This window comes from Methylosinus sp. H3A, assembly GCF_015709455.1.
Lineage (GTDB): Bacteria > Pseudomonadota > Alphaproteobacteria > Rhizobiales > Beijerinckiaceae > Methylosinus.
In genome coordinates this window covers 3,926,806-3,950,325 of the sequence record NZ_JADNQW010000005.1, presented here as the reverse complement: position 1 = coordinate 3,950,325, position 23,520 = coordinate 3,926,806, and the positions used below count along the sequence as shown (strand labels likewise).

19 protein-coding genes, 1 tRNA gene and 1 pseudogene are annotated in these 23,520 nt (G+C 62.6%); 11 read left to right on the top strand and 10 right to left on the bottom strand.

Features of this window, described 5'->3' with window-relative positions:
- Positions 1 to 5: 5 nt before the first annotated feature.
- From IY145_RS25355 to IY145_RS21250, 3 genes are all read right to left on the bottom strand, one after another.
- Complete coding sequence (locus IY145_RS25355; RefSeq protein ID WP_210332708.1) at positions 6 to 257, bottom strand: hypothetical protein; 252 nt, start codon at positions 255 to 257, stop codon at positions 6 to 8.
- Positions 258 to 598: 341 nt separating this feature from the next.
- Positions 599 to 675: transfer RNA gene (locus IY145_RS21255), tRNA-Pro, on the bottom strand.
- Positions 676 to 767: 92 nt separating this feature from the next.
- Positions 768 to 1,277 carry a dihydrofolate reductase gene (locus tag IY145_RS21250; RefSeq protein ID WP_196410019.1) on the bottom strand — a complete coding sequence of 170 codons (510 nt, stop codon included), beginning with the start codon at positions 1,275 to 1,277 and terminating at the stop codon, positions 768 to 770.
- A gap of 220 nt (positions 1,278 to 1,497) precedes the next feature.
- Between IY145_RS21250 and IY145_RS21245 the strand changes: the two genes are divergently transcribed.
- Entirely contained in the window at positions 1,498 to 2,499 is a 1,002-nt protein-coding gene (locus IY145_RS21245; RefSeq protein WP_196410018.1) for a Tim44 domain-containing protein, read from the top strand.
- Positions 2,500 to 2,555: 56 nt separating this feature from the next.
- Here IY145_RS21245 and IY145_RS21240 read toward each other — a convergent pair whose 3' ends face one another.
- From IY145_RS21240 to IY145_RS21230, 3 genes are all read right to left on the bottom strand, one after another.
- A complete protein-coding gene (locus IY145_RS21240; protein WP_196410017.1) occupies positions 2,556 to 5,249 on the bottom strand; it encodes a glycosyltransferase in 2,694 nt (897 codons plus the stop codon).
- A 2-nt stretch (positions 5,250 to 5,251) separates the two neighbouring features.
- Positions 5,252 to 7,501: a glycosyltransferase family 4 protein gene (locus IY145_RS21235; RefSeq protein WP_196410016.1), complete on the bottom strand. Its 2,250-nt coding sequence runs from the start codon at positions 7,499 to 7,501 to the stop codon at positions 5,252 to 5,254.
- Between the two features lie 607 nt (positions 7,502 to 8,108).
- Positions 8,109 to 9,068: a GDP-L-fucose synthase gene (locus tag IY145_RS21230; RefSeq protein WP_196410015.1), complete on the bottom strand. Its 960-nt coding sequence runs from the start codon at positions 9,066 to 9,068 to the stop codon at positions 8,109 to 8,111.
- Between the two features lie 630 nt (positions 9,069 to 9,698).
- Between IY145_RS21230 and IY145_RS21225 the strand changes: the two genes are divergently transcribed.
- The 9 genes and pseudogenes from IY145_RS21225 (at position 9,699) to IY145_RS21185 (ending at position 19,430) form a co-directional block, all read left to right on the top strand.
- Positions 9,699 to 10,868, top strand: coding sequence for an integrase (locus tag IY145_RS21225; protein ID WP_196410014.1), 1,170 nt, complete (start codon positions 9,699 to 9,701; stop codon positions 10,866 to 10,868).
- Positions 10,858 to 11,223 carry a helix-turn-helix domain-containing protein gene (locus tag IY145_RS21220; protein ID WP_196410013.1) on the top strand — a complete coding sequence of 122 codons (366 nt, stop codon included), beginning with the start codon at positions 10,858 to 10,860 and terminating at the stop codon, positions 11,221 to 11,223. Before IY145_RS21225 ends, IY145_RS21220 begins: the two co-directional genes overlap by 11 nt.
- A gap of 161 nt (positions 11,224 to 11,384) precedes the next feature.
- The gene (locus IY145_RS21215) at positions 11,385 to 11,627 is read left to right on the top strand and encodes a helix-turn-helix domain-containing protein (protein ID WP_196410012.1); all 243 of its coding nucleotides are present in this window, start codon (positions 11,385 to 11,387) and stop codon (positions 11,625 to 11,627) included.
- A complete protein-coding gene (locus tag IY145_RS21210; RefSeq protein ID WP_196410011.1) occupies positions 11,624 to 13,945 on the top strand; it encodes a bifunctional DNA primase/polymerase in 2,322 nt (773 codons plus the stop codon). The genes IY145_RS21215 and IY145_RS21210 overlap by 4 nt, the downstream gene beginning before the upstream one ends.
- Before the next feature lie 924 nt (positions 13,946 to 14,869).
- Entirely contained in the window at positions 14,870 to 15,499 is a 630-nt protein-coding gene (locus IY145_RS21205; RefSeq protein ID WP_196410010.1) for a hypothetical protein, read from the top strand.
- Positions 15,500 to 15,512: 13 nt separating this feature from the next.
- Positions 15,513 to 15,737, top strand: coding sequence for a hypothetical protein (locus IY145_RS21200; RefSeq protein ID WP_196410009.1), 225 nt, complete (start codon positions 15,513 to 15,515; stop codon positions 15,735 to 15,737).
- Between the two features lie 774 nt (positions 15,738 to 16,511).
- Positions 16,512 to 17,510, top strand: coding sequence for a hypothetical protein (locus IY145_RS21195; RefSeq protein ID WP_196410008.1), 999 nt, complete (start codon positions 16,512 to 16,514; stop codon positions 17,508 to 17,510).
- A gap of 558 nt (positions 17,511 to 18,068) precedes the next feature.
- Positions 18,069 to 18,817: pseudogene (locus IY145_RS21190) on the top strand (IS5 family transposase).
- Between the two features lie 202 nt (positions 18,818 to 19,019).
- Complete coding sequence (locus IY145_RS21185; RefSeq protein ID WP_196410007.1) at positions 19,020 to 19,430, top strand: hypothetical protein; 411 nt, start codon at positions 19,020 to 19,022, stop codon at positions 19,428 to 19,430.
- A gap of 94 nt (positions 19,431 to 19,524) precedes the next feature.
- Here IY145_RS21185 and IY145_RS21180 read toward each other — a convergent pair whose 3' ends face one another.
- Both IY145_RS21180 and IY145_RS21175 read right to left on the bottom strand, forming a co-directional pair.
- On the bottom strand, positions 19,525 to 19,953 hold the full coding sequence (locus IY145_RS21180) for a hypothetical protein (RefSeq protein ID WP_246722135.1): 429 nt from the start codon (positions 19,951 to 19,953) through the stop codon (positions 19,525 to 19,527).
- Entirely contained in the window at positions 19,950 to 20,183 is a 234-nt protein-coding gene (locus IY145_RS21175; RefSeq protein ID WP_196410006.1) for a hypothetical protein, read from the bottom strand. The genes IY145_RS21180 and IY145_RS21175 overlap by 4 nt, the downstream gene beginning before the upstream one ends.
- Before the next feature lie 60 nt (positions 20,184 to 20,243).
- Between IY145_RS21175 and IY145_RS21170 the strand changes: the two genes are divergently transcribed.
- The gene (locus tag IY145_RS21170) at positions 20,244 to 20,957 is read left to right on the top strand and encodes an HNH endonuclease (RefSeq protein WP_196410005.1); all 714 of its coding nucleotides are present in this window, start codon (positions 20,244 to 20,246) and stop codon (positions 20,955 to 20,957) included.
- On the opposite strand, the gene IY145_RS21165 is transcribed toward IY145_RS21170, so the two are convergent.
- Both IY145_RS21165 and IY145_RS21160 read right to left on the bottom strand, forming a co-directional pair.
- Positions 20,937 to 21,734, bottom strand: coding sequence for a class I SAM-dependent methyltransferase (locus tag IY145_RS21165; RefSeq protein ID WP_196410004.1), 798 nt, complete (start codon positions 21,732 to 21,734; stop codon positions 20,937 to 20,939). The two genes, IY145_RS21170 and IY145_RS21165, sit on opposite strands and share 21 nt — an antisense overlap.
- A 331-nt stretch (positions 21,735 to 22,065) precedes the next feature.
- Positions 22,066 to 23,364 (bottom strand): hypothetical protein, encoded by a 1,299-nt coding sequence (locus IY145_RS21160; RefSeq protein ID WP_210332707.1) that lies wholly within the window; start codon positions 23,362 to 23,364, stop codon positions 22,066 to 22,068.
- Positions 23,365 to 23,520: the final 156 nt, after the last annotated feature.

Sequence of the window (23,520 nt, the reverse complement as noted above, 5' to 3'; positions counted from 1 at the left end):
GATGCTCACGGCTCCGACGACCGGAGGTCGAACGCGATCGAAAGCCTCTCCGAAGCTGATGAGAAGGCGAGGAAATGTCCGAGTTCACGATCAAGGTGGCGCGCATCGAAACGGCGACGCCGAATACGAAAGGCGACCATGTTCTCGTGACATTTCAGATCGAGAGGGGGCCATTGGTCTTTCATGTCCCGATTCTCCTGAAGATGAGAGATTTCGACGACACGGAAATGGTCCAGGTCGCGCGGAACGAGCTGCATCGAACATTCGATGAATTAACGGCCCAGACCGAGAAATGGACGCTGACATCGGAGGACATCAGGATGCTCTCCAGCATAAGCTCGCGCCCAACGTCATGATTTCGTTCGCGGCGACGGCTATGAGCGCACGTATCGGCCTCGAACCCGGCGCTCGGGAGCCTCTCATCGATCGCGGCGGCCGTTTCCATTCGTCGCATCGTCGGCGCCGTTCGCGCCTTCGGCCGTCCGCGCGATCCCGGCGACGCCATTCGCTCGTCGGCGCAATTCGACGTCAGGCGCGGCGTTTTCCCCTCCGCGGGCGAAGGCCGACGCGCATAAGCGCTTGCTTTATCTTGGAAAATTGGTCGGAGTGAGAGGATTCGAACCTCCGACCCCCTCGTCCCGAACGAGGTGCGCTACCAGGCTGCGCTACACTCCGATTTGGCGTCCGCGAAGCGGTCGCCGCTGGTCGAGGCGGTTTATAGCTTCAGGTTCTTCGGCCTGCAACAGCTGTTTGCACGACCTCGCCTCTCACTTGCGTTCGAGCCGCAGATAATGGAAATCCGCCTCGTCCTCGGCCGTTCGTCGCGGCGTTTCGCGCGCGGTCTCGCGCCATTCCGCAGGGTCGAGCGTGGGAAACAGGGCGTCGCCCGCGATCGTCAGCTCGACCTCGGTCAAATGAATCACATCGGCCAGCGGCAGAAAGGCAGAATATATCTGCGCGCCGCCGGCGACGATGATCTCCGGCGATTTCATCGAATCGGCGAGGCGCGTCGCGAGGCCGAGCGCCTCCTCGAGGCTGCGCGCGAGATGCGCGCCCTCGGGACGAAAATCCGAATCGCGCGACAAAGCGACGGTCTCGCGGCCGGGCAGGGGGCGCCCGATCGATTCGAATGTGCGCCGCCCCATCAGCAGCGGTTTGCCCCAGGTCAGCTCGCGAAAGCGCTGGAGATCGCTCTTCAGCCGCCAGGGCGTGCGCTCCTCGGCGCCGATGACGCCGTTGCGCGCCACGGCGGCGACGAAGACAAGTTTCGGCGTCACGTGCTACGAAGCCTCCTCGAGAGCGCTTTCCGCTCGAACAGTATCGTTCGAGCAATCGGAATCCGATCTAAATGAAAAATTAGTCCAGTTTCCGATTCAATGAGATCGAATACCGATCTCGGCTTCCCGCCGCGCGGCCCTTTGCCGCAAGGTCGGAGCATTCCTATATAGACCACGCCCGAGTGATTCCTTTCGTCGGGCGAACCGCTCGAGGATAGTCATGTCGACTTGGACATCGAACTCCAAATCTCTGCCGGCGCTCGCGCTCGCCCTGCTCATCGCCTTCGCTCCGGCTCTCGCCGAGGCCAAAATGGGCGGCGGCGCGAGCTCGGGAAGCCGCGGCTCGCGAACCTATACGCCGCCGCCCGCGACGACGACCGCGCCGCGTCCGGCCGCGCCCGTGGAGCGCAGCATCGCTCCGCAGCCCGCGCCTCAGGCGCAGCCCGCTCCGGCCGCGCCGAGCCGTCCGGCCGCCGCTCCCGCCGCCAATCCCGTCGGCGGCGCCTTCGGCCGCGGCCTGCTCGGCGGCCTCGCCGGCGGTCTGCTCGGCGCCGGCCTGTTCGGCCTCCTCTCCGGCAATGGCCTGATGGGCGGCCTCGGCGGCCTCGCCTCCATCATCGGCCTGCTGGTCCAGATCGCGATCATCGCCCTTTTGGCGCGACTCGCCTTTCAATGGTTCTCGAGCCGCCGCTTGGCGGGCGCCATGGGCGGCGCCGGAGGCGGCGCGCGTCCGGGGGCTTTCGCCTTCACCGGCGGCGGGACGGGTCTCGGTGGCGGCGCGGCGCCGCGCCATGCAGCCAATGAGCCGGTGACGCTGCGTCCGGAGGACTTCAGCTCCTTCGAGCGCGCGCTCACCGACGCCCAGGCCGCCTATAGCCAGGAGGACGTCGGCCGGCTGCATGATCTCGCGACGCCGGAGATGGTCTCCTATTTCTCCGACGACATTCGCGCCAATGCGCGTGAGGGCGTCATCAACCGCATCTCGGAGGTGAAGCTGCTGCAAGGCGATCTCTCCGAGGCCTGGCGTGAAGGCTCGGAGGATTTTGCGACAGTGGCTATGCGCTTCTCGCTGATCGATCTCTTCATCGATCGGGCGACCGGCAAGGTCGTCTCCGGCGACGCCTCGCAGCCGACGCAATCGACCGAGGTATGGACCTTCCGCCGCCCCGCCGGCGAGGGGCCGCAGGCGTGGAAGCTCTCGGCGATCCAGCAGGCGGCCTGATCGTTTCCGCCTCTATGGACGAAAACACGAAGCGCCCCTTTCGAGGGGCGCTTTTTTCATTTCGTCGCGAGGCGTTCGAATTCTGCGATATGAGCGTCGGCGCAGCGCGCCCAGGAGAATTCCTGCGCGCGGCGGACGGCTTCCACTTTCAGACGCCTTCGCTCGGTCGTATTCGTGGCGAGGCGTAGAATCGCCGCGGCGATTTCGGACGGATCCAAGGGATCGACCAGCAGCGCGGCGTCGCCTCCGATCTCCTCCGTGCTCGACCCGCGCGAGGTGACGACCGGCGCGCCGCAGGCGAAGGATTCGAGGATGGGCAGACCAAAGCCCTCGGCGAGCGACGGAAAAACCGTGCAGATCGCCCCCTCGTAGAGCGTCCTGAGATCGCCGTCCGGGACGCGCCCGAGAAAGTGAATTCTCTTCATCGCATCTGTGGCGGTCTGATGGAGCTCGGTGAGATCGACCTTCCATCCTTCCTGGCCGACGATCAGCATGTGCAGATCACGAACTTCTGGCCGATCCGCCAGAAGCGCGAAGGCGGCGATCGCATTGAGGAGGTTCTTGCGCGGCTCGATCGTGCCGACGCACAGAATATATCGCGCGTTTCGCGGGAGAGCGACGATCTGGCGAAGCTCGCGCCGCTCGGTTCGCTCGTCCTCATCTGCGGCGAGATAGGCGATGGATGAAGAGGCCCGCAGCGTCGGCAGCGCGTCGAGCAGCTGGCGCTGCGTCGCCCCCGAATTGCAGAAGATATGGTCCATCGTCAGCAGCTGGCGGAGCTGGCGCTGGAAGGTCGCCGACGCTTCGGCGCTGAACCATTCCGGCCGCTCCAGCGGAAACAGATCATGCACCATTATGCTCTGCGGCAGAGCGGCGAAGCGCGCCGGAACGGCGTCGATCGGGAAATACGGCAACAGCACGACGGCTCGCGCCGAAATCGCCTCGTCTGCGCGCGCTTCGCGGTCGAGCCAGACGGGCTCGGCTGCAACCAATTTGCTCCACGCCTGTCGCAGGGACTGCGAATAGAAAACGCGCAGGTTCACGCGCGAATCGCGCAGCAGCTCGCTCACGACGTTCTTCACATAGCGATGAACGCCGGTTCGCGCCTTCGGATCGACGACCGCCATGCAGAGCACGTCGACATTGACATAGACGGCGACGGCCTCGCCGCTCGCCGGCGGTGACGCGCGCTTGGCTATCCTCTTTGTCAAGGCCTTGAAGGCGTTCGAATCCGCGTCGTAATGATGCGTTCTCAGCTGATCGACGAGAGCGGAATGACCCCCTGCCTCGACGAGGCGGCGCGCTTCGAAAAATTCGCGGCGCGAGGGAATGCGCTTACGCGCCGCCACCAGGCAGGCGAGAGTGAATTGCGAATCCGTCAGCTCTGCATCGGCGTCCACGCTCGGCCCGCCGAAGCGCGGCGCAGAAAGCGCGATGTCCAGCTCCGCCATCAAGGGGCGATCCGGCCGATCGCGATATTCGCCCGAACCGGCGAACTCCCGAATGACAGCCTCGCGCGGCTTGCCGGTCTCGATCGCATGCGCATAGCCGTGCAATTCATTGTCGTCACAGCCCCGTTGAAGCAGATAGGCGTAGGCGAGCAGTGCGAATTCGAAGTGCGGCAGTGACAGCAGAATGTCGAGGTCGTCGCAGGCGAGAAACGCGGGATCGCCGGGCGGCGTGAGACGAGGAACGAAATCACGTCGCTCCTCCGGCGACAGCGTCATGAATTTGACGCAGCGCAAGAGCTTCGACCTCGTGCGCGCGTCGAAGAGGGACAGATAGCGGCTATAGTAGAAAACAAATGCGCGCGTGCGGTGCTCTGCCGGACAATATGCGCTCAGAATGTATAAAATCGCCCGCACGAAATTGGCCGAGCGCAGCGAGAAGAATTTCATATTCTTCTTCGAGAACGGGCCGTCGGCGTCGAGCGTGAAGCGATTATAGAGTCGCGCGCGCAGAGCGATCAGGCGTTCGATCCCCGCCTTCTCGGCGCGCATCGTGAATTCGCTGTCCGCATGATAATGCGGCGCATTGCGTTGCTCATAGAGACCGATCTTCTCGAAAACGGATTTGTGAACGAGCGTGCCATTGCCGCATAGATAGTCGACAGCGATCATGTCGGCGCCGCGCCGCTCCTTTGCGTCGAGCGCGTCCTCGAAGACATTGGCGAATCCCGTCTGCACGAATGCGCCGCTCTCCCAATTATTATAGGCGCCGACGCCCCAGAGCCGGCCGGGCTCATTGGCGTAGGAGATCACGCTGCCGACGATGGGCGCCTCGCTGTCGAGCGCGCCCTCGACTATGTTGGTGATGAAGTCATCGGGAAGGATGGCGTCGTCATTGAGCGTCAGAATATAGTCGCAGCCGTCGTTGAGGGCGGCCGTCACGCCGGAATTCGTCGCCGCCGTCCAATAGTGCCAACCTGGATCGTCTATGACGACGACCTCGCTCGCGCCGAGAGCGCGTAGCGCCTCGGGCGTGCCGTCGGTCGAACCCGAGTCGACGATATAGAGCCGGAAGAAAGGATAGTTCTGCTTGCGCATGCTCTGCGCGAAACCGAGCGTCCAATCGCGACGATTGCGAACCGGCGTGACGACCCCGACGATCGGGTAGGCATGCTTGGCTTTCCGATGCGCGTCGGACACGGCCGCCACCAGCCGCTGCGCCTCGCGCGGCTTGTCGGAGACAGGCGGCGCTTCGCTTTCGGCGTTCGCCGGCTCGCTGCGTCGAAGGAAAAGGTCTGCCATTCTCATTGTCGACGTCCGTCGGCTCGAGAGTCATCAGCGATGGATGCGCGACCCGGAAAGCGCAGGCGCGTTCCCTGAGTGCAAAAGGCGCTGAGATAGGCGATGTCGCCATTATAGAGATCGCTCAGCGGGCCGCTGCGGCGGATCACCGTGTCGGTGACGACAAAACCCGTCTTGCGGCGCTTCTCATATTCCAAAACGCCGTCGATTTCCGTCGGCGCCGGGTCGAGCGTCACATTCACAGCGTCGAAATCTATCTCCGCGTAAGTCGCCGAAGGATTGAGATCGAGAACCATCAAAATAGCGTCCACGACATCCGCGCGATAGTCGGAGGTCTTCTGTGGCAGAGTGGTGACGAGCTGATAGTGCGCGTCATTGTAGCGATGGCTGAAGTCCTGCGTCGCGAGCTCGAGCGCGCGTGACTTGGACGAATCGAGCACGATCGTGCGGCGCGCATTCGCGAACAGGGCTCGAAAAGCTTCATCTTGCAGCAATGAGATGTCGACGCCGACCGTCACTTGCGCCTGCGCTCCGAACAGCCGGGCGTGATGGAGATCGAGATCGTCTATATCTCGCAATGCGGCGGCCTGCTCCGGCTCGAGCGGCTCCAGATAGAGAGCGAATACGGCGAGCCTTTCGATCACCGCCGGGCGCCTTTCGCGACGGCTCGCCGGAACATTCGCGTCGGCGCCGTTCTTCTTTCGATCGACGAGCGTATCGATGGCCGCGGTCAATTGCTCGGCCATTTTTCGCGACGAGAAATTTTCGGCGCGTGCATAGCCTTTTTCGACGAGCTCTCGACGCAGATCGGCATCGAGCCAAAAGCGCTCGATATCATTGGCGACAGCCAATGCGTTTCGCTCGTTTTGGAAATAGGCGCAGGCGTCGCCGCCGATCTCTGTGATCGCCGATGACGTTCCTGTGAGAACCGGGACGCCGAGCTTCATCGCGTCGACGATGGGAATGCCGAAGCCTTCATAGAGCGAAGGAAAGACGAGGCCGACGCTATGGATGAAATAGTGAAGAAGCGTGGATTCGGGGAGAAAGGCCTCGATCTGGACGAGGTCGGCGACGCCGAGGTGCTGCGCCCAGCTCATCAGTCGTTCGACGCGCTCCTTCTTCGCGCCGGCGTTTGTCAGCATGATCGGAACGTCGAGACCGCGGTGGCGGAGCACGGCGATCGCTTGCAGCAAGATTTCGTGGTTCTTGTGAATCCACGGCACTGCCGGATAAATGAGATAGCGGCGCTCGATCGATTTTTCGGCGCGCGCGGTCGCTACGTCCTCTCGCGTCAACCCGGCGTCTTCCGCCATGAAGCCGCTCAGATGCATCACTCGGATGGAGTCGACGCCATAGAATATCTGGAAGTTGCGCTTCTCGAATTCGGAAATTGCAACGAGAACGTCGGCGCGATCGAAAACATAACCATATTCGCGCAGACGCATCGTGTTTTCGGTCTCCGAAAAGAACGTCGGGTGATGCATGTGCTGTAGATCGAGAACGCAGCCGAGCACCGGCACATGTTTCGGAATATAGGTCGGTCGCAGCGCGTTCAGCGGATCGAAATAGCAGTCGCACCAGTCGAGATGCTCGCTCATCTGCGCAGTGTCGTCGGCGGTGACGACGACGAATTCGGCCTTTGGATAGCGCGGCGCGAGATGGGCGTGATAGGGCGCGACGGCGACGCGCAACGAGACGAAATCCGGTAGGTGGGTGAGATAGGCCTTGCAGACGCGACCGGCGCCGCCGGCCCCTTCCGTCTCCGGGAGCAAGCGCACGAGATTCATCAGAAGGCGGATGCGCCCGTCACTTTCGCGTTGAAGCCGCGCGGCTTGCTCATGAGCCGAATTCGGCGCGAATTCGAGCCGGAGAAGCGAGAAGGTCGGCCGCGAGCCGTCGGCAGGATCGAAGCGAATGCGGATGACCGGCTTGTCGAAGCGGCAATAGGCGGTGAAGCCTCCATCGGTTTCTTCGAAGAAGCGAATGGGAAGCCGTTCGTCCTCGGAAAATCCCGCTCCCGTGTCGATATAGAAGGAGGCTTCGTGGAGCTGGGCGAGCGCGCCGCCGCCGATCGCTCGCATCGCGTAAGAGCCGGCAGGGAGGGGAATCACGCCGATGCTGGCGAGGTCGAATTGTGGATCGGGGCCGGTGACTTTCCACTCGCCGGCCGCATCCGCATTCGCTTCGATGTCCAGTAGCGGGATGACACCGAGACTGCGGGGAAAACGGCTGATGAACTTACCGAGGTTCATCGATCCGAAAGCCGAAGTGACGAGACTTTTGGCAGATTCACCTATCGACACGCGCACCTCAAGTCGTTGACTTTGGCCAATCAATATCTCTATATCTCATCGAGTCAACTCGTTCATGACAGAGCGGCGTACGCATTGGCGCATCGACATCGGTGACTTAAATGCCTCTGCGTGCGTCGCGTATGTGCGACGGCGCACATCGAGATTCACATGGCGCGGCGGCTTCTAGCGCGTGGCTCAGTTTGATCGCGCTTCATTCCTATCACGTCGAGTGCGGCGTTGCTCGATCGCATCTCTCGTCGCAGTTTCGATTCGGCATTCGTGACGGAGCGGCATATGCCCGATCATTACGCAATCTGAGTAGAGATCGGCGCTGGCTTGGCTGTTATTCGAGCGAGCTAACGTGACTCGCGCAAGGGGGCGCAGTCGCTGGGTCGTCGGGGTTCGGCGCTTCTCTCGGGAGGACGAGGTCCCACGCCTGGACGAGGAGAGAACCCCTGGAGATGGCCTCTGGACCGAGCGGCGCTCGCAGCCTCGGCGTCCGGAGGAAAAATTTGGGCGTCCACCGATGCGATGGCGGGCGTCCCTCCGGTCTCGAAAATTCGAGTCAGCCGACGGCGTCTAGGACGGGCGCGCGCGCTGCGTTTTCCTTGGCGAGGAACCACTGATAGGCGCTGGCGATTCCCTCTTCGAGGGAAATCTTCGGGGCCCATCCGAGTCCCCGAAGCCGGTTCGAATCCATCAGTTTGCGCGGGGTTCCATCCGGCTTGGTCGTGTCGAACACGAGTCGACCCGAAAATCCCACGGCGCGCTGCACCGTTTCCGCGAGCTCGCGGATCGTGACTTCGGAGCCGGCCCCGCAATTGATGTGCTCATAGCCGTCATAATTATCCAGGCAGAACACGACGCCCCGCGCGAGATCGTCGACATGTAGAAATTCGCGTAGCGGCGTTCCCGTGCCCCAAACGACCACTTCGGCGCGGCCGGCCTCCTTCGCCTCGTGAAACTTGCGGATGAGAGCGGGGAGGACATGGCTCGTCTGCAGGTCGAAATTGTCGTTGGGGCCGTAGAGATTGCAGGGCATGACGGAAATGTAGCTACGGCCATATTGCTTGCGATAGGCCTGACAGAGCTTGATGCCGGCAATTTTGGCGATCGCGTACCATTCGTTGGTCGGCTCCAATGGGCCGGTCAGCAGCGCATCCTCGGTGATCGGCTGAGGCGCGAATTTGGGATAGATGCAGGACGATCCGAGGAATACAAGGCGATTCACCCCCGCTGCATGGGCGGAGTGAATGATATTGGTCTCGATGGCGAGATTATCATAGATGAAATCGGCCGGATAAGTGTCGTTGGCATAGATGCCGCCGACTTTCGCCGCGGCGAATACGATTGCGTCGGGCCGATTTTGTTTCAGCCAGACTTCGACGGCGATCTGATTGCGGAGGTCGACCACAGAGCGATCGACCTTCAACACCACTTCTCCCTGCGCCTCGAGATGCCTCGTCACGGCGGAGCCGACCATGCCCTTGTGTCCGGCGACCCAAACTCTGCGCGCGTCGGCCATGTCAAATTCCTTCTCGGAGCTGACGCCCGGCTACATGCGTCGAATGCATCCGGAGGTTACTACGGCAGAATATTCCCTGAGCCAAACGAAAAATCGTGACGGCGAGCGACGCCCGGCTTTCGCCCGAAAGTCGAGGCGGAATCATGTCTCGCGTCGATTGGACGCTCGCATGTCGGCGGCTTTGGAGACAGCGAAGCGCCGCACGTAGAATTGAAATGGACAATGGTCGAGCGGATGAGTCGTGGGGCCGTTCTTCTGATCTTCTGAAGATTTCGCGCCACGGTGAAAATTCGGGCCACGGTGAAACTTCGTGCCACGGTGAAACTTCGTGCCATGGTGAAACTTCGCGCCATGGCGAAACTTGGTCTTTGGACGGAAGCGGCCGGGCGTCGTCGCCGCTGCGCGCGGTTCGGCGCCGATGTTCGCGATAAGATCGTCAAATGGCGTCCCGGAAGGGATTCGAACCCCTGACCTACGGTTTAGGAAACTGGTACGAATGCGCTGATACAGCACGAGAAATTGCGGATTATTGGTTCGCGGACAGCCTCTTACGCGGCATGATCGTCGATGTGCGCTGATCTGTAAAGGTCTCCGCGCGGTGCTCTGAACAGTGCTCCGGAGAAGACGAAAATGGCTGTCCTGAACCTCACCGAGGCCCGCATCCGCGACCTCGCGCTCGGCTCTGGCATCTGGCGCGACGAGCAGGTCAAGGGCCTGATGGTCATATGCCACGCCACGACCAAGACTTACGCCGTCCAGGGCGACGTCCGGCGGAACGGACGGCACGTCCGGACGGTGCGGGTGAAGATCGACCGCGTCGACCGCATCGGCCTGCGCGAGGCCCGAAGCCGCGCCAAGGCGATCATGTCGCAGATACAGTCCGGCGTTGACCCAACGGCCGGGCCGAAGGAGAGCGGCATCACCATCTCGCAGGCGCTCAAGGCCCATCTCGGCGAGAAGGCATTCCGCGAAGCCACGTCCGAGAGCTACCGCTACAATGTCGACCACTATCTCGCCCGCTACAAGAATCGAGCCGTGGCCGACCTCGGCCGCGCCGAGGTGAGGGACATCTACGAGCGTCTGCGGGAAAGAAGCGGCCAGACGACGGCCACCGGCGTCATGCGCACGCTGCGCGCGTTGATCAACACCGCCATGCGCATGGACGAGACGATATCTTCCAACCCGGTCTGCGCCATCCGAATTCCTGTGCCTAAGCGGCGCGAGGTCGACGGCCTCGACCTTGCCGCGTGGTGGCCGGCGACGGAGGGACTGTCGCCCATCCGGCGCGATCTGCATCGCGCGATGCTTTTGACTGGCGCCCGAAGGTCGTCGATCCTTCAAGTCCGCCGAGCGGATGTCGACCTCGAGAAGGGCGTGCTGATCTTCAACCATATGAAGACCGGCGGCAGGATGCTGTTTCCGATGGGTCGGTGGCTAACGGCGATTATCGAGGCTCGCCTCGAGCACGACGAGCCCTTGAACAATCCTTGGCTCTGGCCATCACCCTTGAGCAGCAGCGGGCATGTGAGCGAGCCGAAGGAACAGAGTGCCGCTCTGCCGAGCCCTCACGAATACCGGCACCATGCCCGCACGCTCTTCATCGCGGCGGGCGTTCCCTATGCCGAGAGCGCGCTTCTGCTCGGCCAGCGGCTTCCGGGCGCGTCCGGCGGATACGTCCATGCGGAGCATCTCGTCGAGCACCTGCGGCCCCATGCGCAGGCGCTGGAAGACAGGGTTCTCGCTGCCCGCAAGCAGGACGCTCCTCCTCCCGAGAACGACGAGGCCCGCGATGCCGCGTAGGCCGTCCCGCCCCGATCGATCGAAGAAGGCAGTCGCGTCGATCTCCCGTCTCGTCGAGACGCCGGCGACGAAGATCGGCCGCGTGCCGGTCTCCGAGGTCGAGGACATCGTGAGGCGGATGCTGGCGACCCAGCGATACAGCCCATGGCTCGACACCGAAGAGGCCGCCCACTATCTCCGGAAGGAGCCCGGTACGCTGAAGGGCTGGCGGTCGAAAGGCGAAGGCCCTCGCTTCCACGTCGTCAACGACAAGTTCATCCGATATCACGTCGACGACCTCGACGCCTACGTGCGGGCTGCGGGGCAGGCGCCGAGTCCTGTCGAGGCCCCATGCGACGGCGGCGAGAAACGTTGATCCTCGTCGATCCTGATCGGTGATTATTAGACGACGCGCGCCGAGAGGAGCCCTCCAGGCAGGCGCGTGATCGGGAAGAGTCCCGGTTCTCCTCAGACAGAAGCCCATGTCTGAAACGCGAGCCGGCGGCTTGGCCGTCCGGCCGACCGGAGGTCCATGCCATGTCGGCGCCTTTGACCAAGAACGACGTAGAGGACGCGGTGCGCCGCGTGCTCGAATCCCACAGCCGCAGTCCCTGGCTCGCCACCGAGGGCGCGGCAGGCTACCTCAGCTCGACGCCCGGAACCATGCGCTCTTGGCGCGCCAACGGTGAAGGGCCGCGCTACCACGTCTTCCACGGCAAGTCGGTCCGCTATCACGTCGACGACCTCGACGCCTTTGTGCGCGGGGAGGGCAGGAGATGAGTTCGCTCGGGAAGGAGTGCGGGCGCGCCGAGGGGATCGGCGCGCCCGCACAGGATTCGGAGAAGACTGTCGAGTTCGACTTCGACGCAAACCATGATGGCAAGGCCGAGGGGTCGAGGACGCCGTCGTTCCAGGACGCGAACTGCCTCGACGCCCACGCCGCCGCGGGACACCCGCTCATCCCCCTGAGCGGCAAGAAGCCCATCGAGCCGAGGTGGACCACGACGGCGAAGCCGATGGAGTTGGCCAAGGCGAAGGAGCGGATGCGCGCCGGCGGGAACGTGGGCGTGAGGCTGCGCGCGACGGACCTCGTCGTCGACGTCGATCCAAGGTACTTCCATGACGGCGACGACCCGTTCGAGCGCCTGAAGGCGGACTTCGCTCTGCCCGACGCGCCCTTCGTGACGACGGGCGGAGGCGGTTGGCACCACTACTTCCGCAAGCCCGCAGAACTGGCCGTGGTCAACGACCTGAAGGAATACAAGGGGATCGAGTTCAAGTCGAAGGGCCGGCAGGTCGTCGCCGCCGGCTCGATCCATCCGACCACAGGCGAGCCGTATCGTCTCGAAGACGATCCGATTGCTATGTCGCTCTCCGAGGCGCCCGAAGCGCCCGGCGGCCTCCTTGACGCGATCAGGAAGTCTTCTGAAGAGACATCGAGCGCCGAGGCCGGCGAGATCGAGCCGGAGCGGCTGGCCGAATGGCTGAAGCACATCGACGTCGGCGAATACCGCGACGAATCCAAGTGGCGCGAGCTCATGATGGCCTGCCACCACGCCACGGCCGGCGAAGGCGTCGACGAGTTCGTCGCCTGGAGCACGTCCGATCCGCCCTTCCACGACCACGAAGAGATCATCCGCCGTCGCTGGCGCTCGCTCGAAAGCAAGTCGAAGGGCATCACCATCAAGACGTTGATCGCGGCCCTGCCGAAGGACAGGCGGCGCGAGGCGGTCGAGGCAGTCGGCCGCGTTCCGCCGGAGCAGGACTTCCCTGACAAGCCCGAGGCCGGGGAAGAGCCCACGCGCGACCTCATCGACCGGATGAACGAGCGCTTCTGCGTCGTCCTGCACGGAGGCAAATTTGCCGTCTTCATGGAGGACGAGGACGGCGTCCTTAACCCGCCGCGCCGCGTCTGGACCAAGATGTCGCGCGCCGACTTCGTCCATTACCACGAAGACGAGCGCGTTCGGGCAATCGGCCGCTCGCGCGAATTGTCAGTTGCGGAGGTCTGGCTCGCGAGCCCGCGCCGTCGCAAGTATCCAGGCATAGTCATGGACCCCGAGGGGCGGCACGGAGACAGGCTCAACCTCTGGCGAGGCTGGGCCGTCGAGCCGAGGCCGGGCGACTGGTCGCTAATGCGGGAACTCATCGAGGACGTGCTCTGCTCCGGCGATCGCGCCTCGTCGGACTTCGTGGTGCGCTGGATCGCCTTCATGCTGCAGAAGCCCGGCGTGCCGGCCGAGGTGGCGATCACCTTCCGCGGCACCGAGGGGACGGGCAAGGGCACGCTCGGCCGGGCGCTCATGGCGATAGCCGGCGCACACGGGCTAACCGTATCGTCGCCCGCGCAGTTCGCCGGCCGCTTCAACGCCCACTTGCGCTCGGTCGCCTTCCTGTTCGCCGACGAGGCGTTCTGGCCGGGGCACAAGGAGGCGGAGGGCGTGCTGAAGCAGCTCGTGACAGAGCCGTTCATAGCCTACGAGGCGAAGGGGGCGGACATCGCGCCGGGCCGCAACCTCGTGCACCTGATGATGGCGAGCAACAACGAGTGGGTCGTTCCGGCTGGGCTCGATGCGCGGCGCTTCGCCGTGTTCGACGTGTCGGATGGCAGGCGCGGCGACGAGGCGTTCTTCCGGGAGCTTAACGTCCAGCTCCAGAACGGGGGGCTGGCCGCAATGGCGCACAGCCTCCTGTCGATGAAGCTCGGGGATTGGCATCCGGCGCGCCACGTCCCGAGGACTCAGGCGCTCGCCGACCAGAAGGCCCTCAGCCTCGACCCCGCGTCGAAGTGGTGGATGGGCCTGCTGGACCAGGGCATGCTGCCGACCGCCGGGCCGCTCGACTGGGAGGCCGGCGCCGTCGCCCTGGACTCCGTCGCCAAGGCGGAGCTCCTGGACGACTTCGACAGGTTCCTGAAGGCGAACCGCATCTTCAGCGCCAAGGCGACCCACAAGGGCCTCGTGGCCGCCGGGAGGTCGCTCGGCCTGGAGACTGGCAGGACGGGAGGCGGCAGGGAGCGGCCCTGGTCGCTGCCGGCGCTCGCTGAGGCGCGGCGGCTATTCGCGGAGAGGCTCGGCGCCTCGGACCTGTTCGCGTGAGAGTGCGGAGCGCGCGGACGGGGGGGGGGCGAGTGCTTCCTCCCACGCTGTGACACTTGTGACGCTTGACGCTTCCGGCGATTCCCCCTTCCGTGTCGCTCGTGTCGCTCGTGACGCATGGAAAAGTCGAGGTGACACGGCTAAGCGAATGATCTGTAATGATAAACTGAGACGGTGTCGCGTGACGCTTCCGGAAACGACTTCTTCGCACGGAATTTCCGGCATCCGATCCACCGAAGACCTGGGACGGTTGGCGGAGCCTCATCGGTTCGATATTCTAAAGTGTCACTAGTGTCATAAGTGACATAAAATAAATATAAACAAATACTTATGGTGTAACGTTTGGCGTGTCGCTTCGGACAAAGCGTCACAGGCACCCAGCCGCGTATGGGCCTCCCCCTGTGGCAGGACAAGGGCGCTCTCCGACCCACTCGATTGGCACGCTCGGGGAACGCAACGGCGCGCCGCCCGCCCGCCTTGCGAGCCTCGCGCGCGTGGCGGGGCAGCGGAGCTGGCCTTTCGATGTGTCCGTCCCCTTGGACCTCTGGGTCGGACAATCCCCCTTGCGGGGGCAAGCCTCGCGCCTCGGGAGCCGCGGTGACGCTCGGGCGTGCCCCTCGAGCGCGTCCCCCATCGGGAGGTCTAAAGGCGCTCAGGTGCGCCGCTCTGCGGGGCTCGAGGATTTCTGGCCTACGAGGCTTGCGTCGCTCCTCGAGCGCGCCCCGCGCCGTCCCTGCCTCCTCGTGCAGGGCGCGGCCCGCGTCTGTGAGGCCGCTGTGGGAGGCTCAAGTCTTTCCCTTGAGCGTGCCTTGGCCAGCCTGCTTTGCGCCGCGTGAGGTCGGCGTGGGGCCCGGCCGGCGCCAGAGCATCCGTTCTGCGATCCGGCGCCGTGGACCGATTGGGGGAGTCCGAACAACGGCTTGGATGACCGTGGCCTGGAAAAGCTCCGAGCTGGGCACCGGATTCGGGGCGGCGCCGCCGGCCCGCAACGATGGCTCTCCGCGAGTCCCGCGCGCCGCATACTGCGTCGCGCAGCCGGTGGAGGTCGAGGCGATGGCATTGCAGGCGGAGGGGCGGGCGGTGCGCCGCCCCGAGATGGACCGCAAGTGGTCGCCGGCCATAGAGGAGCTCGTCCTGGACGTCGTCGCCAGGACCGGCTCTCCGAAGCGGGCCGCCGAGGCCGCGGGCGTCTCAACGGCGACGATCCACGACCATCGCAGGCGCGACCCCGAGTTCGGCACGAGCTACGCCGAGGCCATGGATGCCGCGTTCCACGGCGTGCTCGGCCGAGCCTTCGAGCGCTCCCTCGACGAGGAGCAGCCGTCGGACCGACTCATCGAGGTCCTGCTCAAGTTCCGCTTCGTCGACCGCGCGCCCGCCTTCGACCCGACCGCGCCCGGCGTCAGGACCGACGGCCCCGCAGGCCTCGACCCGCGCGTCATCGCGAGAATGGCGCCGGCGGACCGGGCGGCGCTCGCCGCGGCGCTCGGCGCCTACGTCGTGACCGAGACGGAGCTGCACGCCGATGACGCGCTCACGATCCTCAACCCGTAGTCCCGCGCTCGCGATGCTGCGCGACCTGGCGGCCGCGGATGCGCTCGTGCGGGCGCTCAAGAGGACCGCTCCGCGGGCGGTCGCTGCGGCCGGCGGCGCCGCCGCGCTCGTCGCCTGGTGCGGCGCGCCGACCGGCGCGCAGTTCTGGTCACTGCGGCCGTTCCCCGAGCGGCTCTGGGAAGCGATGGCCGGCGAGCACCAGGCGGCGAGCCGGTCGAATGTCGGCGATAACCCGTGAGGTCGCGGGGCTTCGCCACGAACTAGGCCATCGCCGGGCGCGCCGTCGTTCAACCTACTTCCCGCGTGAAGGGGGTGGGTGTGCTGTGTCACGGGCTTCCCCGCGAGGAACAGCTCGCGCGCGCATGGGGGAGCATCAGGTCGCTCTTGCGACGAAGTCGGAGGAGAGGGCCGACGCTTGACTACACGACGAAGCCGCGCTGGAGCACAGCCACCCGCACACAGTGGTGACGAAGGACGACATCGATATCGTCACGCAGGCCGTGGCCGAGGTGGTCGATCCGCGCGGGGGCTATCCATCGAGATGGCGCATCTTTCAGGCGTGATCGCGGCGCACGTGGATGCGCTGGACTGCGCGCTGCGGCACGACCTCTCGCTGGTCGAAGACCTAGTGACGCGGGTGCTGAGCGAGAAGCTGATGCGCGCGGGCTACTTAGTTGCTCGGCCTTTGGTCGACGGCGTCTGGGCGTGGGGTTCCGCGCCGTCGTTCAACCCACTTCCCGCGCGAAGGGCGCGGGCGCCTCGGGACTTCCTGGTGCCCGTCAACCCATTTCGTCCGGCTCTCGTTGGGAAGGCGTCGGTCCAAAAATATCCGAGGGAGTTCCGCCGGGAGCGAACGATGGTCCGACACTCGGCGACATCGGCGCATCCTGGTCGGGTCAGGGTGCGCCGATGGGCGCGTCCGTAACGCGATGGCGTGGACGAACGAGACGGCCTGAGGCCGCGCCCGATTCTCTCCCGCCGAAGCGAGACGCCGAGAGCGAGGAGAGAGAGCGTGGCGACGAAAAAGATCGCGCCCACCATCGGGGCCAAGTGGGTGTCCGTGACGGACATCAAGTTGGCGCTGACCCGGGCAAGAGAGAACCGCGAGCGGCAGACGCGGCTGCTCGACAACTTGTCGGCCAAGGTGGCGCAGCGTCAGAGGGACGTGGAGCGCACCCTGGCGGACCTTCACCCCAGTCAGCAAGCTTTGATTGTCGGACGGGCGGTCTCCACCTTCCGGACGCAGATAAAGCGGGAGAGCGCCGACGAGCGCCTCGCCCGCGTCCGCGAAGCCGGCAGGCTGGCCCACGAGGTCGCGGGGGCAAGGCAGCATTACGCGTCGGCGGTCCAGATGCTCATCCGCGAGGGCCTCGGCTCGGAACGGCGTTCCCGCCTCATGCAGCAGATCGAGCACAGCGGCCCGACCGAGCTCGCCAGCCTCGCCGCGCTCGCGGCGTCGACCGGCGACCGCGAGATGGGCGCTGCGCTCGTCTCCCGCGTCAACCGCATGGACGCTGGCGATCGCCCATTCAGCTCCCAGGCCCTCGCTGCGGTTCTCGTCGGCGCCGAGTTCCGCGACGTGACGGCCGCGCTCATGGAGATCGAGCGCACGGCGGAGGAGGCGGCGCACGCCGACACGGCCTTCGAGCGTGGGCACGCCAACCTGGTCCGCGCGATCAAGTCGGCGCTGGACCGCCGGGCGCAGGAGGCGGTCGGGGCCGACCTCGACGCGTTCGTAATCGGCCGCAATACGAACACTTCTTCAGCTCAATACGTGAGCCGCCACCAACGTTCGAGGCAACGTCGTCAGGAAGGCGAACAACGTTGGACCCATGGTCGAGATAGAGCGTTTCGGGTAGCAGGTGAGAGAGATTTAAATCGGGTAGAATGGGCGCGTTGCGAGTCGTTCCATTGGGAAATTCAGCTATGCCAATGGCAAGACCCCAAATGTCGACAAACTCCTGTGGCACGCCGAATTCCAACTCAGCTTCAATTCTTGCATGCTCATTGATTGAAAAGCCAAGCCCAAATCGCGACCACGATGGTCCGCTATGCAACTGACGATCAAATACTGCCCCTTCCACACGAACACGCAACTTTAGTCCGGTGCTGTGAGGCGTCAGAATAAAGCCCCCGAATCCTGCGACTGCGCCAGGCTCTTTTGGCTCTAATTGGGCAGCAACTCGGATTACCTTTAATGGCGCGGTTCCCTGTAGCCTATTCCCGGCACTCTCGAGAATCTGCTGATAATCTCTTCGGCTCGCATATTTATCTTCGCGATCCTGCTTGGCGTGCCGCCGCACAATGTCCTCCCAGCTTATTGCTGGAACATCGCATTGCGGACCTCAAACTTCAAGAGACTCGCGTTTAAGGCAGGCCGCAGGGCGGAAGAGGAGGGCGGCAGCCCTTTGAAGCCGAATCAACGCTAGGGGATATGCGATGTTGCTGGGTTTGCGCCCTGAGCCTGTCATCAATTGGGTAAGGCGCCCTGCGGATAGGCCTGCGGATTCCCAAGATTGAGTTTGCGTGATTCATAGGCAGTCGGCCGCATCGGAGGGGCCGACCGATGGTGCGACGTCACGCCTTGCGCAATGATCAATGGCAGCGCATCGAGAATTTGCTTCCCGGGCGCGCGGGAACGGTCGGCGTGACCGCCAAGGAAACCGGCTTTTCGTCGAGGCGGTGCTGTATCGCTATCGCGCCGGCGCGATTTACCGGAGCGCTTCGGCGATTTTCGTGTCGTGCACACGTGTTTCAGCCGCTGGGCCAAGGCCGGCGTTTGGGCGCGGGTTTTCGAGCATTTGGCGCAAGACGCCGACAATGAATACGCCATGATCGACACGACGATCGTGCGCGCGCATCAGCACAGCGCCGGCGCGCAAAAAAAAAGGTGGCGAAGACCAAGCGATCGGCCGCAGCAAAGGCGGATTGAGCACGAAAATTCATGCCACGGTCGACGCGCTCGGCAATCCGACCGGCATTCATCTCACGCCCGGACAGGCGCATGATCTCTTGGGCGCCGACGCGCTTTTGCCGGGGCTCGAGGTCGAGGCGCTGCTCGCCGACAAGGCTTACGACGCCGACGAACGAGTGATTCAACCTTTGCGCGACGTCGAAATAGAACCCGTCATTCCATCAAAGACCAACCGCAAAGAGCCGCGCTCCTACGACAAAGACCTCTACAAAGCCCGCAGCCTGATCGAAATTTTCTTCTGTAAGCTCAAGCAGTTTCGAGCCATCGCCACTCGCTACGACAAGACGGCCCGGAATTTCCTCGCCGCCGTCCACCTCGCCGCGGCCGTCATCGGGCTCAATTGATGACAGGCTCTGGGTTTGCGCCTTGATCAAGCGGACTTCGTCGCCGACGCGACGGCTCAGCCTGCTCAACGAAGAATTTTAGCTAGTGCCCGCTCACTCATCACGCTCGCAGTAGGAGAGAAGGGAGCGAGAGCGAAAACTCGCCTTGACAGCAAATAGCACTATTTGCTTAGATAAGCAGATCGGAGAATGGAGAATGGCTATGTCCCGTTCGGTGAATATTTCGACTGAGGTTTTTGCAGCCATCTGGGCCAACAGGGCTGCGGGAGAAGAAACCGAAGATGCTATTCTGCGACGGCTACTCGGATGCGAGCTTTCTTCCAAGGAAACTCAGAATCTAACAGAATCGCCTTCTGGCGGCGGGGTCCATGACGATCGGAACGGCGTCAACTTCCCAGAGGGCTTCGAGATTTTTCGCTTCTACAAGCGTCGAGAGTATGTCGCGCAGTCTCATGGCGGAGCATGGATTCGCAAGGACAACGGCAAACGGTTTCCGACGCTCAACCAGTTGAACTCTTCGATCGCGGCCGGAGTGGAGAACGTATGGAATGGCAACTGGAAATTCCGGGCAACTGATGGCTCGGTCAAATCGATTGCGGAGCTTCGTCGCTGATTTGACCTGCGTATACAAATGGCAGAGGTCGCCGGCAATCTACACCACCGACGACCTTTCTTCTGATCCTATGTCGCGCGACCAGTCTGAGGCTTCACGGCTGCCGGACGTCGAGCTGTCCGCACAATGCGTCAAAGTCCTCCTTCCATTGGAAGCGTCGCCCGAAGCCGCCCTCCGGCCGCGGCCGATATCCGAGAACGAGGAGGAACCCCAACGTCTCCCATTCGACGTCTTCTGTGAACGCATAGACCTCGGGCCGCCCCCGAAAGAGGTCGGGATCGTTGGATCGCGAATACTCGTCGGCCAGGGCCTGCGGCAGGACGAGCATCATGTAGGCCTCGAACAGGGTGTCGATTCTAGCCCTGGCGGCCAGGCGACTCTTGCAGTAGGACCACGGCGACTTGCCCCTTATCTCCTTCGGCCAGGCCTCGCACCGGATCGTCTCGTCGCCGCTCGGCAGCGGCAGCAGCGACCGGTGCAGGACGCTGACTTTTTCCTCCTCTTGCTCATTCATCTCGATCATAGGACCTCTCCCGAGGTGCCACGCGTGGGCTCATGCCCGCGAACGACGAAGTCGGGCGCCGACGCGAGGTCGAGCACGGCCCAGTCCGCGAGTGCGCCGGGATTAGCGCCGACGAGTGCCTCGGCCACCGCTTGCGCGGCGGCGGCGTCGGCGGCCTGCACGAAGATTGCGTTGCGGCGGTCCGCCCTGCGGAGGTGCGGCTTGTGCGCGTAGACGACGTAGTTGGCCATGGTCAGTCCTCCTTATTCTCCGTGGCCTCGTTACCCGTGGGACCGGGTCAAGCAGGACGCTTGAGTTTTCATAAGCACAACGCGAAGGTCAGTGGCCATCAGAACGAATGCCGCGCCTGCAAGAAGTGGCGGATCAACGATTCATTTAACCCTCTACGAACTGTCGATCAGCTCAATGAGAGTTCGATCATCACACGCGAACGCCGATTGCTCTTGCGGGAGCCGGAAATTTTGCAGTCCATTAAGGAGCGAGAGGGCAGAGGTCTGAAAAGCATCGTATGGGAGCGCTTCGGGCGGCGCTGCTTTTATTGCGAAAAGCCATTGACATTGAAAGAGGTTGAGCTGGATCATACTCGTCCCTTGGCCTACCTATGGCCGATTGATGAATATGCCACGTGCCTGTGCGCCGAACACAACAATCATAAGAAGGACAAGTTTCCAGTCGACTTTTATACGCTGGCCCAACTTAGGCACTTGTCGAGAATCACCGGTCTATCCCTTCACGACCTTCAGGCTCGGGCGGTCTGCGAGCCGCAACTACTGCGGATTCGTAAGGACATCGGGGGATTTGCGAACAAGTGTGACCCGCGAGCATTCAACGCTATTGCCCGGAAGGTGCGGGAAATTCGACCCGACGTTGATCTATGGGTCGAGTTGTTGGATGCAAATCGCATCGTGTACGAGCGGACGCGAAAAGCGGCTGCGGAAAGGCCCGCGAGCACAGTGCCGGCTGATGTCGAGATCGATGCTATACTAGAAGCGCTCGAAGAGTAGCAAGATATGGGTGCTCGTCGTGCCCTTATCCCTAATACCGTGTTTTTCGACGTGTTCCACATTTTCCGAAATGGTCGCGCGATGATGCAAATAACGTGAGCCAATTGAGGCTAGTCGCGTTGCCATTTCGTATCCCTTGGAGCCGCCGACGTGGAGGATTACCGGCCCCCCTGCTGCTGTAACTTCGCTGCAGACAGCAAAAAATTCCTGGTAGACTTCAAAGTTCGTTCCTTGTTGACGCTCCAGAAATTTACGGCTGGTATGATGAAAGTCGTTTTCCATCCAGCCACAGAACCACATTCGCAGCCAGTTAGGCCGGTCGAACCTCATTCCCGGAAATGGTGGCGAGCAGATGATTGCGTCAACCTGCTGAGGCAGAAGCTTGGGAAGCTCACGAAAATCTGCGTGCCATGACTTGCCTTGGATAAATCCCTGCGGCCGTTCAAGGGCCATGAGTCGCTCGCATCGAACGCTTAATCTCTCCAGCAGCGATCGATATTGAAACGGTCCTGTGGGACTGAACGGTGTAATTGGATGCGATATACGCGACAGTGCATAGGGTCGATTACCGTGCAGTATATGCAGGAGGCAGGCCTTGATGAAGTTTCGCGAGGCTGAGAGTTCCGAGCTGGCGAGAATCCGCCGAGCTTTGAGCACCTCCTCCAAGGTATCCCGGTGGTAATAATCATGCACTTGAGCATTCAGCCCAAACTCTGCAGCCATGTAATCTTCTGTTGTCAGCTTCACACTCGCCAATTCATCGGCGAACACCTCCATCTCAGATTCAAGGTCCGAGGAGGCTGGAGGCGCGACTTTTGCGCGGGCAACTGTCGAAGCGAATGGGCTCAAGTCGCAGGTGAAGGCGGGACGTCCGAGGAGACCAGCCTCGAATGCTACCGTTCCGACCCCGCCCAATGGGTCCAAGACACGATCGCCCGAGCCCGTGAACTGTCGAAGTAACCAGTGGGCAAGTGCAGGCTTAAGCTTGCCTTGGTAGGAGGAAAGCGAGTGGAGACCGTGTCCCCACGCTCGGCTGCTAAAGGGAGCTTTTGTGTGCGGAAGAGTTGATTGGAAGGCAACCGCCCTTTGCTCCAGTGGTAGTCTGCACTCAGTGAGCATTGGCGAACGTTAACTCCACCTGCTTGAGTGGCGTTTTGTCCCGAGAGTGACGCCGCGCGAGTAGCCTCTCTTCGATCAGACGAAGGCCCGCCGCACTCGCCACTTCGCCCAGGAGAATATCTGTTGGGACGTGTATGCCGTAGAATTGAGAGTCCCCGATGTCCAGCACCAGCCGGCCTCCGGGCCGGAGATAGGAAGCACAGTTTCGAAACATCGAGAGCATGTCCGAAAAGTAGCCCCTCACCAGCTCTGGAATGCGTAGGTCGGGGCTGACCCGATCGAGCTCGATAGCGACCGCCTCTACAGCGCCAAATCGGTGCTCGGCCGGGCGTCCTTTGACAACATTGCTGATGCCGCAAACCATGCATGTCTTATTGAGCTGGGAAAGCTCGCGTTCAGAACGAATGAAGCCGGTCAACCAAAGCTCAAGTTTGGTGTTACGAATGTAGCTGGTGCCATTCAGATAAGGGGGTGACGTGAGGATCAGTCCCGCTTCGCCACGTAGTTGCTCGACCGATTGACGACAATCTGCGGAAGCGAAAAGAGCTGGCGCATAGTGGGCGGGCGTGACACGTATGTCTCGCTCGATCGAAGCGAGTTTTTCTATAACTGCGCCGCGAACATCTACAACGCGCCCTTTGTATTCGTCCACTCTGCGTCGTCGCAGGTCGGCGCGTCGAGTCATGTGAGAGCAGGCTACAGTCACTGAGGCAACCGCGAGCAGTAACAGGTCACGAAAAGCTGCGTTGTCGGAACCGATCACGCGCGCTGCGTCACGCAGCACCTGGAGTTCGCGGATGTCCTTTTCCGCAAAGAAGTCTCTGCCCTCGAAAGCTGTGAAATAGTCGGAAAGGCTCTGTTCGCGCACCGAACGATGAAAATCTGGACTGTAGGCCCAGGTTCTAAAAGCGGAGGCGCATCGCTCAAATTCAGCGAACCGGAGACGTGCAATATGGCGAGCATTCACTTTCGTTTCGGCAACGAAACGCATGAAGGGGTTAGCTTCCGAGAATGCGCTCGGAACGCCCATAAGAGATGAAATCAAGTTTACCGTCCCGCTCCCTCCGAATGGGTCATACACGATGCCGTCGCTGTTATGCGCACGCACAAGATCTTCGATGTAACGTGCTGAGAACCCCTCGACGTAAGGATACCAGCCGTGAACCGGTAATCTCTTGCTGTCACGGAACGTGAGCCCGAGATTCGAATTGGCGCGAGGCTTTCCGGGGAGGGTTTCATCGGGAAACAACGATGAGTTGTCGAACAAATTTGCCGCATCGGCTGGCATGCTTGCACCCTTCTATCTTTGTTCTCTCGCCCATACTCTAGTCCAGGTCGTTCGGGTGCCGGATCGTAGCGTTACCTTTGTTGCAACGGCGGCCAGCCGAATCAGAATGCGACCGAGCCCCATAAGCTCAGGATACCGAGAGGCAGGCTCTCAAGC